The following is a 12,612-nucleotide window of genomic DNA, read 5'->3' on the forward strand; positions in this document are numbered from 1 at the left end:
CCTGCCGGTGCCCCGAGTTGGGACTTGTCCACCGACGTGTTATGTTTGCGGGCGTTTTTCACCTATTTCCAACTTAAATCCAAGACCGAGCCTGCTGACTCTATGCGAATGCGCCTTATGCTGTTGGGCGGCGGGAATGCCCTTGGGCAGGCGTTGATTCGTCTGGGTGCCGAGGAAGACATTGGCTTCCTCGCACCGCGTCCACCGCAAGACGGTTGGGACGCGGCAAGCCTGACGCAACTGCTCGATGACACCCGACCGGATGCCTTGATCAACCTTGCTTACTACTTCGACTGGTTCCAGTCGCAGAGTGTGAGCCCGCAGAGGCTGGACAATCAGGAACGCTCTGTCGAGCGCCTCGCCGAACTGTGCCAGCACCACAACATCGTTCTGCTTCAACCGTCCAGTTACCGGGTGTTCGACGGTTCGCGGGCCACTGCCTACAGCGAGAAAGACGAACCCGTGCCGCTGGGCTCGCGCGGCCAGGCGCTGTGGCGCATCGAACAAAGCGTGCGCGCCACTTGTCCGCAGCATGTGCTGGTGCGTTTTGGCTGGTTGCTCGATGACAGCGCCGACGGCGTGCTCGGACGGTTTCTGGCGCGTGCCGAAACGGCAGAAGACTTGTTGATGGCCGATGATCGCCGTGGCAACCCGACACCTGTCGATGACGCCGCACGGGTGATCATCTCGGTGCTCAAGCAGCTCGATTGCGCCGCGCCGCTGTGGGGGACTTATCACTACGCCGGTCACGAGGCGACCACGCCGCTGGCGCTGGGGCAGGCGATCCTCACCGAGGCGCGGCTGATGCGTGCGCTGGCCATCGAAGCGCCGACGGCCCAGGCCCATGCCGCCAGCCCCGACGCTGCTGAAGAACCGCAGAATGCAGTGCTGGCCTGCAAGAAAATCCTTCACACCTTTGGTATCAAGCCTCGCGCATGGCGTGCGGGTTTGCCCAGCTTACTGGACCGCTACTACCGTCATGTCTGATGCTCCTGTCCTGATCACCGGCGGCGCCGGTTTCATTGGCTCACACCTGGTCGATGCCCTGCTTGCCAAGGGGTACGCGGTGCGTGTGCTCGATGATCTGTCCACCGGCAAACGCAGCAACCTGCCGCTGGATAATCCGCGGGTCGAACTGATCGATGGCGACGTCGCCGATGCCGCACTGGTCGCACGCGCAGCCGTGGGCTGTCAGGCCGTTGCGCACTTTGCGGCAGTGGCCTCGGTGCAGGCTTCGGTGGACGATCCGGTGAAAACTCACCAGAGCAACTTCATCGGCACCCTGAATGTCTGCGAAGCGATGCGTCAGGCCGGGATCAAACGCGTGGTGTTTGCCTCAAGCGCAGCGGTGTATGGCAATAACGGCGAAGGCCAGGCCATCACCGAAGACACAGCCAAGGCGCCGCTGACGCCCTACGCGTCGGACAAGCTGGCCAGCGAATACTATCTGGATTTCTACCGTCGCCAGCATGCGCTGGAGCCGGTGGTGTTTCGCTTCTTCAATATCTTCGGGCCGCGTCAGGATCCGTCCTCGCCTTACTCCGGGGTGATCAGCATTTTTGCCGAGCGCGCCGAGAAGGGCCTGCCGATTTCGGTGTTCGGTGATGGTGAACAGACCCGGGATTTCTTCTATGTCGAAGACCTGGTCGATCTGGTGGTGCAGGGTCTTGAGCTGGCGGTGGTGGAAGAGGGCGCGGTGAACGTCGGCCTCAATGCCACGACCTCCCTGAATGAGCTGCTGGCGGCGTTTGCCCAGGTGGTCGGTGACCTGCCGGCTGTGACCTATCTACCGGCACGTTCGGGTGATATCAAGCATTCGCGGGCCAACAACCAACGGCTGCTGGCGCGCTTCAAGGTGCCTGAGCCGACACCATTGAGCGTCGGTCTGGCGCGCTTGCTGGGACGCTGAAGTTCAGGCAGCAAAAAAGGCACCGATGAGGTGCCTTTTTTATGCGTTTTTTGGTCGGGTGCGATCAGAACTTGTAACCCACGCCTACCATGTACACCCACGGGTCAATGTCCACATCGACCTTGGTCTTGCCGACGCTCAGTGCCGATGGGCCGTCAACGCTGGCCTTGGTATCGATGTCGATATACCAGACCGAGGCGTTGAGCATGATGTTGTCGGTGAGCATGTAATCCATGCCGACCTGTCCGGCCAAGCCTACGGAATCCTTCAGTTTCAAGTTGCTGAAACCCTGATCCTTGCGCTCGCCGGACAGGTCCGTGTCGAAGAACTTGGTGTAGTTCAGGCCGATGCCGGCATAGGGCTGGAATTTCGACGCAGCGTCCAACGGGTAGTACTGCAGCGACAGGGTCGGCGGCAGCTGCTTGACGTCTGCCAGCTTGCCGTCCAGTCCCGGGCCCAGGCCTTTGACGCCGATGGTGTGGCTGAACGGGGTGGCGGCCAGCAGCTCCAGACCCACGTGATCGGTCAGCATGTAGGCGAAAGTCAGGCCCAGCTGCGTCGAGTTGTCGGCAGTGGCTTTGGTGCCTGAAACCTTGGCACCGTCGAGCTTGATGTTGCCGCTGTCCTCGTTGGGGTTCACCCGCGCCGCGCCTGCGCGCACGATGAAGTCACCGGCCTGGTGGGCGTTGGCGACAAGGGGCAAGGTGAGTGCGAGCGCAACCAGCGATGCGCCGAGCAAGGACTTGTTCATGGGGGCTCCGTGAAGGCATTAGAAAGTGATGCCTTATGTTACGAAGCGTCTGGACCGCGGGTTTTGACACAGCTCAATGAAATGGGGATTGGGTATTCAGCTCGGAAACTTTACCGATCTTGCCGACGTCATCGCGAGCAAGCTCACTCCTGCAAAGGAGGTCCGCTCACCTGTAGGAGTGAGCTTGCTCGCGATGGGGGACTTACCGGCGACGGTGTTCTGAAGCTATTGATCCGGCAACTCATAAACCAGAATCTTGTCCGCCTCCATCTGATACCCCGCGTCTGCCAGCTCGCTGGTGGACGATTTGACCTGCATCGGGCCTTCGATCCAGTACGGCTGGTACAGCTCATCCACCTTCACGCCCAGTTCGCTGGTGACGTGGACGATCTGATTCGGTGGCGGCGGCGGCACATGGATGCAGGCGCCGAAATACGGCACCAACAGAAACTCCGTCACCCGGCCTTCCTCGCTGACCTCCAGCGGCACGATATAACCGGGCAGCCGAACCCTCTCGCCGTCCAGCGACTTGACGACCGGGGCATCGGGCGCCAGTTGGTGGGCGGCGGGTGCCGACTCCACCGACAGCGTGTCGGCCATTTTCGACAAGTCGTGGATCGGCGCGGTGATCAGCTTCACCGGCGGAGCGTCGGGCGGAATCATCTCCTGCCAGGTCAGCACCCGCAGGTCCTGCGCCCATGACGAGGTCACGACCAGCATCGACAGCAGCACCCACAACATGCGCATCACAGCGTCCTCATAAGCGAATCGACAGGCCATCGGCCAGAGACTGGCGATAGGCGCGCCACGCAGGCACTGCGCCCATCAGCAGAGCAGCACAGAGAATGCCGCCAAGCAGCGTCCATTCATAGCTGCTGGGCAGCGACAACGGCAGGAACAGTCCGTAATTGGCCTGCACGTAACCCTGAGCGGCCGCGATGCCGATGTACAGCAGCGCCAAGCCACTGAGTGTGCCCGCCAGCGCCAGGGCGAAGGCTTCAAGCACCAGCAGGCTCGCAATGTGCCAGGGACGCGCGCCGACCGAACGCAGAATGGCCATTTCCCGACGACGTTCGTTGAGGCTGGTGAGAATCGCCGTCAGCATGCCGATCAGACCGGTCAGCACCACGAACAGCGATATCACGAACAAGGCTTTTTCGGCGGTGCCCATCAGGCTCCACAATTCCTGCAAGGCAACGCCCGGCAGGATCGCCAGCATCGGTTCGCCGCGAAACTCATTGATCTCACGTTGCAGGGCAAAGGTCGAAATCTTGCTGTTCAGCCCCAGCATGAATGCGGTGATCGCGCTAGGCGTCAGGTCCATGTTACGTGCCTGATCGGCGCTGATACGCCCGGCGCCCTGAGCAGGGACGCCGTTATGCCAGTCGATGTGTATCGCTTCCATGCCGCCCAGGCTGATGTGCAGCGTACGGTCTACCGGTGTGCCGGTGCGTTTGAGAATCCCCACCACGGTGAACGGCTTGTCATCATGCTTGACCAGGCTCACCACCGCGACGCCATGGGCCAGCACCAGTTTGTCGCCGAGCTTGTAATGCAGCGCATCGGCCACTTCGGCGCCCAGCACCACCTCGAACGGGTCGGTGGCGAACGGGCGACCGTCTGCCAGTTCCAGATGCTGCTGGCGGCCGTACTGGTAATGCTCGAAGTACGACTCGTTGGTGCCCATCACCCGATAACCGCGATGACTGTCGCCCAGGGAAATCGGGATCGCCCATTTCACCTGCTTGCTGCCGGCAAAGTGCTCGAAGCTGTCCCAGCGGATGTTGTTAGTGGCATTGCCGATGCGGAATACCGAATACAGCAGCAGATTGACCGAGCCGGAGCGGGCGCCGACGATCAGGTCGGTGCCGCTGATGGTGCTGGCGAAACTGGCGCGAGCCTCGGTGCGCACCCGTTCCACTGCCAGCAACAGGCAGACCGACAGGGCGATGGCGAAGGCAGTGAGAAAGGCGGTAAAGCGGCGGTTGGCCAGACTGGCCAGCGCCAGACGAAGAAGATACATCTCAAACCTCGGTAGCGACGGCGGCGCGATTGAGTTCGGCGAGCGACAGATGATGGTCGAACAGCGGAGCCAGGCTCTGGTCGTGACTGACGAACAGCAGGCTGGCACCGGCATCGCGGCATTCGGCAAACAGCAGCTCAATGAACACTTCGCGGGCATCGGCATCCAGCGCCGAGGTGGGTTCATCGGCAATCACCAACTCAGGCTGGCCGATCAGCGCGCGGGCTGCGGCGACTCGTTGCTGCTGGCCGATGGACAGCGAGTCTGCGCGACGGCTGAGCAGTTGCGGATCCTTCAGGCCCAGGTGCGCGAGCAGGGTCGCCGCCGCCTGATCCACGCCGCCATGGCGTTGCGTCGCCCGTTGTGCGCGAAGCCTGGAGAAGTGACACGGCAGCTCGACGTTCTCGCGCACCGAGAGAAACGGCAGCAGATTGAACTGCTGGAAGATGTAGCCGGTGTGATCGACGCGAAAACGGTCGCGGGCGCCGGCGGACAGCTGGCTCAGCTCCTGGCCGAGCAAGCGGATGCTGCCGCGATCGGGTTTCTGCACCCCGCCCAGCAAGCCCAGCAGCGTGGTTTTGCCGCTGCCGCTGGGGCCTTTGAGAAACAGCGTTTCGCCAGGCTCCAGGCGAAACGCCGGGATGTCCAGCAATTGCGCATGTCCCGGCCAGCTGAAGCCGAGTTCGGACAGTTCGATAAGTGCTTGAGTCATGACCACAGCCGCATCTGAAAATTGAATGACCGCAAGGCCCCGGTCGCAGGTGAAGCCCGTCTGGTTAAAACTTGACCACAGGATTGCTCGGGCGAACTTCTGCGCCCATCTGGCGCTTGGGCGTGACCAGTTGTACCTGGACGGTCTGGGTGGCCGGGAAGCTTTTGAAAAGTTGGGTCAAATCCAGTTTGTTGAGGACAGCGGGCACGTTGCAAGTGAACTGGTAATGGCCGTGGATTTCGCTGTGGTCGTGTGCCTGTTCACCCGCGTCGGCGGCGTCATGCCCGTCGTCGTCCTTGTCACCGAACAGCGGGCTTTCCAGTTTCTGTTTAGTCACGGTGCAGCCTGCCGCTTCCGGAATACTGAACAGGCCGTGGGGTTTGAGCAGGGTTTCGCGCGCCAACGCGAGCTTCATTTTGTCGGCATCAGTGGTGGCGAGGTGTTCGAAGCCGACAATGTTCATCGCCGGTGTGTCGAGTTCGAATTCCAGCGTGCGGCCGTCCAGCGCCACGTCCAGCCGCGCCACGCCATGCTCGTGGGCGCCAAGGCTGCCGTGCTCATGATCGTGGTCGTGTTCATCGGCGGCGTGGGCGAGCGTCAGCGGTAGCAAGGCGAAGGGCAGGGCGAGTAGCAGACGACGCATGAGGGAGGCTCCGGAAGGGGGTGAAAAATTGTTATGTAATCTTATAACAACAAGTTGCAGAGTTTCTTAACTTTTTTCTCGTCCGAAGATAACGGCAGGCGTGGGCTTGCTCGCGATGCGCTCGCAGGCGCGCAGGAGATAGGTCGAACGTGCTGGCCTCTGGCGAGCAAGCTCACTCCTGCAGTGAGATGTGTTCAGGTGAGCAAAACCTGTGGGACCATGCCGCTCAGTCAACCAGAGGACACACATCATGCTGCGAATCCGTGGAACCGTTGGCGACATGCCGGTGGATCTGACTGTGGAAATGGACGAAGACGACTGGGCCAGACTGGGCATGCAACTGGGGGTGCAGGCCCCGGAGGCCAGGCCAGCCGGCGACTCAGCTGCCAGACCCGTCACCAGCCGCAACGATGCCGTCTGGGACATCGCTCAGGACCTGCTGCGCAAGGCCGGGCACATGAGCGGGCCGGATCTGCTAGGGCAGCTGGAAGGCTTGGCCGGAAGCACCGCGGCGGGCAAACGCCTGATGGTGCGCATGCGCCACAGCGCCAACGTCAAAGTCCAGAGCCATGGCGATGCGCCGGAGTACCACTGGGTGGAGTCGTGAGGCAACACCCTGTCCTGTAGCAGTCCGGCTTGCCGGCGATGGCGGTGTGTCAGCTGAACCCTGGGGCTCTGACACCGCGCGACCGCCGGCAAGCCGTGCTGCTACAGGTCCGGCAAGCCTGTTCAATAGAGTGCGGCAAACAGCTTGCGACGATAGGTGGTGACCAGCGGGTGGTCGTTGCCCAGCAGGTCGAACACCTGCAGCAAGGTCTTGTGCGGCTGACCTTCGTTATAGCTGCGGTTGCGAATGAACAGCCTGAGCAAGCCTTCCAGCGCCGCCTCATATTGCTGGCGCGACAGTTGATGAATCGCCAGTTGATGTGCGGCTTCGTCGTCCTGCGGGTTCTGCGCCAGGCGGGTCTTCAGATCAGCCACATCCGGCAGGGCGGCAGCTTCGCCAAGGAACGTCAGCTGCGCCTTGGCACCCGCCAGTGCAGCCTTGTGTTCATCGCTCTTGACCGCGTCCAGTACGGTACGCGCTTCAGTCAGCTCGCCGCGCTCGGCCAGGCAACGTGCATACAGAATCAGCGCCGGGGCATTGGTGTTGTCCTCGGCCAGAATCGTCTGCAGCACGGCTTCGGCTTCGGCGAAATGGCTCTCGGCGAACATCGCCTGAGCGGTCTGCAGCGGATCGGTTGCGGCAGGAGGCGGCATCTGCACATGGGGTTCGAGCAGTGCGCGGATTTCCGATTCAGGCTTGGCACCGGCAAAACCATCCACCGGCTGACCGTCCTTGAACAGCACCACGGTTGGCAGGCTGCGAATGCCGAAGCGGGCAACGATGTCCTGCTCGGCATCGCAATCGACCTTGGCCAGCAGCAGTTCACCCTGATAACTCTCGGTGATCTGCGCCAGCAACGGCATCAGCACCTTGCACGGCGCGCACCACTCGGCCCAGAAATCCACCAGCACCGGTTTGTGAAAGGAATTCTCGATGACCAACTGATCGAAAGTCGCGGTGGTCGCATCGAAGATGTACGGCGTGTCCTGGCTCATCGCAAGTCTCGAAAAAAGGCTTAATGGCGCCAACTATAAAGGGCTGCGGGGATTGTCGAAAGCGCTTACCTTTCAGGCGCAGGCCGAAGACCTGTAGCAGGGCAGGCTAAGCGCTCATCGCACCGCGTGATACAGGCTCACCTTGCGAAACTCCCAGGGTTCGGCCAGGTCCGGCAAGGTCAGTGCTTCAATAATCCCCAGGCGCTGATACGCCGGGTGCTGAAAATCCCGCACCCGCGAGTCCGCGACCAAGGCTTGCTGGCCGCGGCTGAGGAACTGATCCAGCAAAGGCAGATTGGCGCGGTCATACAGCACATCGGCCACCAGGATCAGGTCGAAGCGATCGGCCTCGGCGAAGAAGTCCGTCGAATAGCCGAGCTGTACGCCGTTGAGTTCGGCGTTGGCCCTGCACGCTGCAATCGCGATCGGATCAAGATCGCACGCCACCACCTCAAGCGCGCCGGCCTTCATCGCGGCAATGCCTGCCACACCGGAACCTGCGCCAAAATCCAGCACGCGCTTGCCTTCGACCCAATGCCGATGCTCGGCCAGAAAACGCGCCAGCGCCAGACCGCTCGCCCAGCAGAAGCTCCAGTAGGGCGGCTCTTCGAGGATACGCCGGGTTTCGTCCGGGCTGAACGCGCGGTCCATGTTTTGCGCGTCGATCAGCCACAACGCAAGGTCAGTGCCGGGCAACGGCTCGGCGACCAGGCGGGCATCGCCCAGCAGCTCGCTCAGTGCCGCCTGCAGATGAAGCGGTGGCGTCATGGGGCCGTGACGAATTGCAACTGGCCCAAGGCCTGGGTGTCGGGTCTTGCGATCAGCACCGACGGCAGATGCAGGATCAACTGGCCTGACTGACTGGCGCGCCCGCGCAGCTCGACCCGTGCGCCTTCAGGAAAGGCCTCTGGATTGAAGCGCAGTTGAAATGGCAGCGACTTGTTGTTGCCGGTCAGCTTGGTGCTGCTCAACAACTTTTGCGGACGATTGCGCTCATCGATGACCAGCAGTGCCAGTTCGACTTCAGCGCCTGCGGGTACGCCCAGCAGTTGCCCGCTTAATTCTCGCTGATAAGGCAGCAGCGGGCCGGGGCCGTCAGGCAACTTGATGGCGTTGGGCGCGGGTTTGGCCGGCGTGGCAGGTTTGGGCGGCTCATTGGAGCTACAGGCAGCGAGCAGGCCGGCAAACAGGCCGGCAATGCCGATTAGAGCAAGCGAACGTAGCGTCATGAACAGCTCCAGCAAAAAACGGAATTCGAGGGATACGCGCAACATCATGCAGTATCGCCGAGGGTGACAGCGTTTGCTGCACCGGATGGGCGTCTATATACCTCAAAGCCCAAGACTTGTCTTGCCAGCGGGATGCGCTACCATGGCCCTCCCATTTTTTGTTGCCTGCCACCATGCACTGTCCCTTTTGCGGTGCCAACGACACCAAAGTCATTGACTCGCGCCTTGTCGCCGAAGGCGATCAGGTTCGCCGCCGCCGTGAATGCGTCGCTTGCGGCGAACGTTTCACCACGTTCGAAACCGCAGAACTGGTCCTGCCCCGGCTGATCAAGCAAGACGGCAGCCGTCAGCCCTTCGATGAAGAAAAACTGCGCGCCGGCATGCAGCGTGCGCTGGAGAAGCGTCCGGTCAGCGTCGAGCGGCTGGAAGCGGCCCTGGCGCATATCAAGAGCAAGCTGCGTGCGACTGGCGAGCGCGAGGTCAAATCCCTGATCGTCGGCGAGCTGGTGATGGGCGAGCTGCAAAAACTCGACGAAGTGGCTTATATCCGCTTTGCTTCGGTGTATCGGCGGTTTCAGGACCTCAACGAATTCCGCGAAGAAATCGACCGACTGGCTCGCGAGCCGGTTAAAGAGTGAGCATGTCCTCCACAGAGCAAAGCGTGCTCGACGCCTTTTACATGGCGCGGGCGCTGGAACTGGCGCGCAAGGGCGTCTACTCGACCCACCCCAATCCCAGGGTTGGCTGCGTGATCGTGCGTGATGGCCAGGTCGTTGGCGAAGGCTGGCACGTTCGCGCGGGCGAGCCCCACGCCGAAGTCCATGCCCTGCGTCAGGCCGGCGACAAGGCCCGCGGCGCCACCGCTTATGTGACCCTCGAACCCTGCAGTCATCATGGGCGCACCCCGCCTTGCGCCGATGCACTGGTCAATGCCGGTGTCGGCCGTGTCGTTGCCGCCATGCAGGACCCCAATCCCGATGTCGCCGGTCGCGGTCTGTTGCGCCTGATGAGCGCAGGCATCGCAGTGCAGAGTGGCGTGCTCGAAGGCGAGGCGCGGGCGATCAACAAGGGGTTCCTCAAGCGCATGGAGCACGGCCTGCCGTATGTGCGGGTGAAGCTGGCGATGAGCCTGGACGGTCGCACGGCCATGGCCAGCGGCGAAAGCCAGTGGATTACCGGCCCCCAGGCACGTTCGGCGGTGCAACGCCTGCGCGCGCAATCGAGCGTAGTGCTGACGGGCGCTGACACCGTGCTGGCTGACGATGCGCGGCTGACCGTGCGCCCGGACGAACTGGGCCTCAATGCCGAGCTGACCGCGCTGGCGGTGACCCGACCGCCTCTACGGGTATTGATCGATGGTCGCCTGCGAGTGCCGCTGGATGCGCCGTTTTTCAAGGCTGGCAGTGCGCTTGTGGTGACCTGCGCGGCGGCGTCGGCACGCGAGCGCTATCACGACGAAGGTCATGAAATGCTGGCGTTGGCCAGCACCGGTGGTCACGTTGACTTGCGCAAGCTACTGGTCGAACTCGCCGCCCGGGGCGTCAATGACGTATTGGTCGAGGCAGGGCCGAAACTCGCAGGTGCGTTCACCCGCCTGGGCCTGGTGGATGAGTTCCAGATTTTCGTCGCCGGCAAATTCATGGGCTCCTCGGCGCGTCCGTTGCTGGACCTGCCGCTGGCGCAAATGAACGAAGCATTCGAGCTCAAGATCATTGAAATGCGCGCCGTCGGCAATGACTGGCGAGTCATTGCGATACCAACGCCCGGCGCAAGCGTATAATTTTCGGCCATCGTCTCAACGCTGGCCCTGTTCTCCTGGAGGACCCATGTTTACCGGCATTATCGAATCCATCGGCAGCATCCGCGCCATCACCCCTAAAGGCGGCGATGTCCGCGTTTATGTAGAGACCGGCAAACTCGACCTCTCTGACGTCAAGCTCGGTGACAGCATCGCCGTCAACGGCGTGTGCCTGACCGCCGTCGAGCTGCCCGGCGACGGCTTCTGGGCCGACGTCAGCCGCGAAACCCTCGACGTCACGGCCTTCGTCGATCTGAAGACCGGCAGCCGCATCAATCTGGAAAAAGCCCTGACCCCGACCACCCGCCTGGGCGGCCATCTGGTCAGCGGTCACGTCGACGGCGTCGGCGAGGTATTGTCACGCGAAGAAAACGCCCGTGCGATCCAGTTCCGCATGCGCGCCCCGCGTGAGTTGGCCAAGTACATCTCGCACAAGGGCTCGATCACTGTCGACGGCACCAGCCTGACCGTGAACGCCGTCAACGGCGCCGAGTTCGAGCTGACCATCGTGCCGCATACCCTGGCCGAGACCATCATGGGCGACTACCGTCCTGGCCGTAAGATCAATCTGGAAGTGGATCTATTGGCGCGTTATCTGGAGCGCTTGCTGCTCGGTGACAAGGCCGCCGACCCGACACCTGCCCAGGGCGGCACCATCAGCGAAAGCTTTCTGGCCGCCAACGGCTACCTAAAATCCTGAATTGAAGGGGGTGCCGCGTGGCGCTCAACAGCATCGAAGAACTGGTTGAAGACATCCGCCAAGGCAAGATGGTCATCCTCATGGATGACGAAGACCGCGAAAACGAAGGCGATCTGATCATGGCCTCCGAGTGCGTCAAGGCCGAACACATCAACTTCATGGCGCGTTACGCCCGTGGCCTGATCTGCATGCCGATGACCCGCGAGCGCTGCGAGACGTTGAAACTGCCGCTGATGGCACCGCGCAACGGTTCGGGGTTCGGCACCAAATTCACGGTTTCCATCGAAGCCGCTGAAGGTGTGACCACCGGTATCTCCGCTGCTGACCGCGCACGCACGGTGCAGGCCGCAGCCGCCAAAGAGGCCAAGGCCGACGACATCGTCAGCCCCGGCCACATCTTTCCGTTGATGGCCCAGGCCGGCGGCACGCTGTCCCGTGCGGGTCACACCGAAGCTGCGTGCGATCTGGCGCGCATGGCGGGTTTCGAGCCCACTGGCGTGATCTGCGAGGTGATGAACGACGACGGCACCATGTCTCGCCGTGCAGAACTCGAAGCCTTTGCCGCCGAGCACAACATCAAGATCGGCACCATTGCCGACCTGATCCACTATCGGATGATCCACGAACGTACCGTTCAGCGGATTGCCGAGCAGCCTCTGGACAGCGAACTGGGGCAGTTCAACCTGGTGACCTACCGTGATTCGGTCGAGGGTGACGTCCATCTGGCACTGACCCTGGGCAAGATCTGCGCAGAAGAACCGACCCTGGTACGGGTTCATAACATGGACCCGCTGCGCGACCTGCTGATGGTCAAACAGCCCGGCCGCTGGAGCCTGCGCGCCGCCATGAGCGCCGTGGCAGAGGCCGGCAGCGGCGTGGTGCTGCTGCTCGGTCACCCGCTCGATGGCGATGCCGTGCTCGCTCATGTACGCGAAACCGCAGGTGCCACACCGGTCAAGACACCGACCACTTACAGCACGGTTGGTGCCGGTTCGCAGATCCTTCGCGACCTGGGTGTACGTAAAATGCGCCTGCTCAGTTCGCCAATGAAGTTCAACGCGATATCCGGTTTCGATCTGGAAGTTGTAGAATACGTGCCCTCCGAATAAAGACTGGTAGGTCATGGGCCGTGAAAGCTTGCAGCTTTTCACCGGTTTCGTGCCTGCGGTCGCCAATTCGTGGCCTAAAATCCCTGCAAGCGCGCCCTTGATGCGCGCTTGCTTGCTCTTTAATACGAGAACACGA

General features: G+C 62.0%; 15 protein-coding genes. 7 read left to right on the forward strand and 8 right to left on the reverse strand.

Translation table 11 applies throughout. From position 1 onward, the window contains the following. The first annotated feature begins 102 nt into the window (after window positions 1-102). Together ACI2KS_RS24315 and ACI2KS_RS24320 are read left to right on the forward strand one after the other, a co-directional pair. Window positions 103-987, forward strand: coding sequence for a sugar nucleotide-binding protein (locus ACI2KS_RS24315; protein WP_404623561.1), 885 nt, complete (start codon window positions 103-105; stop codon window positions 985-987). Next, on the forward strand, window positions 980-1,909 hold the full coding sequence (locus ACI2KS_RS24320) for an NAD-dependent epimerase/dehydratase family protein (protein WP_404623562.1): 930 nt from the start codon (window positions 980-982) through the stop codon (window positions 1,907-1,909). Before ACI2KS_RS24315 ends, ACI2KS_RS24320 begins: the two co-directional genes overlap by 8 nt. A gap of 64 nt (window positions 1,910-1,973) precedes the next feature. Here ACI2KS_RS24320 and ACI2KS_RS24325 read toward each other — a convergent pair whose 3' ends face one another. The 5 genes from ACI2KS_RS24325 to ACI2KS_RS24345 all read right to left on the reverse strand — a co-directional run bounded on the left by ACI2KS_RS24325 (window position 1,974) and on the right by ACI2KS_RS24345 (window position 6,038). Further along, window positions 1,974-2,660, reverse strand: coding sequence for an OmpW family protein (locus ACI2KS_RS24325; RefSeq protein ID WP_404623563.1), 687 nt, complete (start codon window positions 2,658-2,660; stop codon window positions 1,974-1,976). Window positions 2,661-2,885: 225 nt separating this feature from the next. Continuing rightward, a complete protein-coding gene (locus ACI2KS_RS24330) occupies window positions 2,886-3,407 on the reverse strand; it encodes a DUF3299 domain-containing protein (protein WP_404623564.1) in 522 nt (173 codons plus the stop codon). A gap of 10 nt (window positions 3,408-3,417) precedes the next feature. Then, the gene (locus ACI2KS_RS24335) at window positions 3,418-4,683 is read right to left on the reverse strand and encodes an ABC transporter permease (protein ID WP_404623565.1); all 1,266 of its coding nucleotides are present in this window, start codon (window positions 4,681-4,683) and stop codon (window positions 3,418-3,420) included. 1 nt (window position 4,684) lies between these two features. After that, on the reverse strand, window positions 4,685-5,395 hold the full coding sequence (locus ACI2KS_RS24340; RefSeq protein ID WP_404623566.1) for an ABC transporter ATP-binding protein: 711 nt from the start codon (window positions 5,393-5,395) through the stop codon (window positions 4,685-4,687). 64 nt (window positions 5,396-5,459) lie between these two features. Continuing rightward, entirely contained in the window at window positions 5,460-6,038 is a 579-nt protein-coding gene (locus ACI2KS_RS24345) for a DUF2796 domain-containing protein (RefSeq protein WP_404623567.1), read from the reverse strand. Between the two features lie 250 nt (window positions 6,039-6,288). On the opposite strand from ACI2KS_RS24345, the gene ACI2KS_RS24350 reads away from it, so the two are divergent. Then, window positions 6,289-6,645 (forward strand): hypothetical protein, encoded by a 357-nt coding sequence (locus ACI2KS_RS24350; RefSeq protein ID WP_404623568.1) that lies wholly within the window; start codon window positions 6,289-6,291, stop codon window positions 6,643-6,645. 122 nt (window positions 6,646-6,767) lie between these two features. On the opposite strand, the gene trxA is transcribed toward ACI2KS_RS24350, so the two are convergent. From trxA to ACI2KS_RS24365, 3 genes are all read right to left on the reverse strand, one after another. Continuing rightward, entirely contained in the window at window positions 6,768-7,640 is an 873-nt protein-coding gene (trxA, locus tag ACI2KS_RS24355) for a thioredoxin (protein WP_404623569.1), read from the reverse strand. 114 nt (window positions 7,641-7,754) lie between these two features. Then, complete coding sequence (locus ACI2KS_RS24360; protein WP_404623570.1) at window positions 7,755-8,408, reverse strand: class I SAM-dependent methyltransferase; 654 nt, start codon at window positions 8,406-8,408, stop codon at window positions 7,755-7,757. Continuing rightward, window positions 8,405-8,869 (reverse strand): YbaY family lipoprotein, encoded by a 465-nt coding sequence (locus tag ACI2KS_RS24365; protein WP_404623571.1) that lies wholly within the window; start codon window positions 8,867-8,869, stop codon window positions 8,405-8,407. Before ACI2KS_RS24365 ends, ACI2KS_RS24360 begins: the two co-directional genes overlap by 4 nt. A gap of 173 nt (window positions 8,870-9,042) precedes the next feature. Between ACI2KS_RS24365 and nrdR the strand changes: the two genes are divergently transcribed. The 4 genes from nrdR to ribBA are packed head-to-tail and all read left to right on the forward strand — an operon-like array spanning window position 9,043 to window position 12,476. After that, a complete protein-coding gene (gene nrdR / locus ACI2KS_RS24370; protein WP_165869747.1) occupies window positions 9,043-9,507 on the forward strand; it encodes a transcriptional regulator NrdR in 465 nt (154 codons plus the stop codon). 2 nt (window positions 9,508-9,509) lie between these two features. Continuing rightward, entirely contained in the window at window positions 9,510-10,649 is a 1,140-nt protein-coding gene (gene ribD / locus ACI2KS_RS24375; protein WP_404623572.1) for a bifunctional diaminohydroxyphosphoribosylaminopyrimidine deaminase/5-amino-6-(5-phosphoribosylamino)uracil reductase RibD, read from the forward strand. Between the two features lie 46 nt (window positions 10,650-10,695). After that, a complete protein-coding gene (locus ACI2KS_RS24380; RefSeq protein ID WP_404623573.1) occupies window positions 10,696-11,367 on the forward strand; it encodes a riboflavin synthase in 672 nt (223 codons plus the stop codon). A gap of 17 nt (window positions 11,368-11,384) precedes the next feature. Then, window positions 11,385-12,476, forward strand: coding sequence for a bifunctional 3,4-dihydroxy-2-butanone-4-phosphate synthase/GTP cyclohydrolase II (ribBA, locus tag ACI2KS_RS24385; protein WP_404623574.1), 1,092 nt, complete (start codon window positions 11,385-11,387; stop codon window positions 12,474-12,476). The last annotated feature ends 136 nt before the right edge of the window (window positions 12,477-12,612 follow it).

This window comes from Pseudomonas sp. NPDC087358, from assembly GCF_044900785.1.
In the GTDB taxonomy this organism is placed as follows: Bacteria; Pseudomonadota; Gammaproteobacteria; order Pseudomonadales; family Pseudomonadaceae; genus Aquipseudomonas.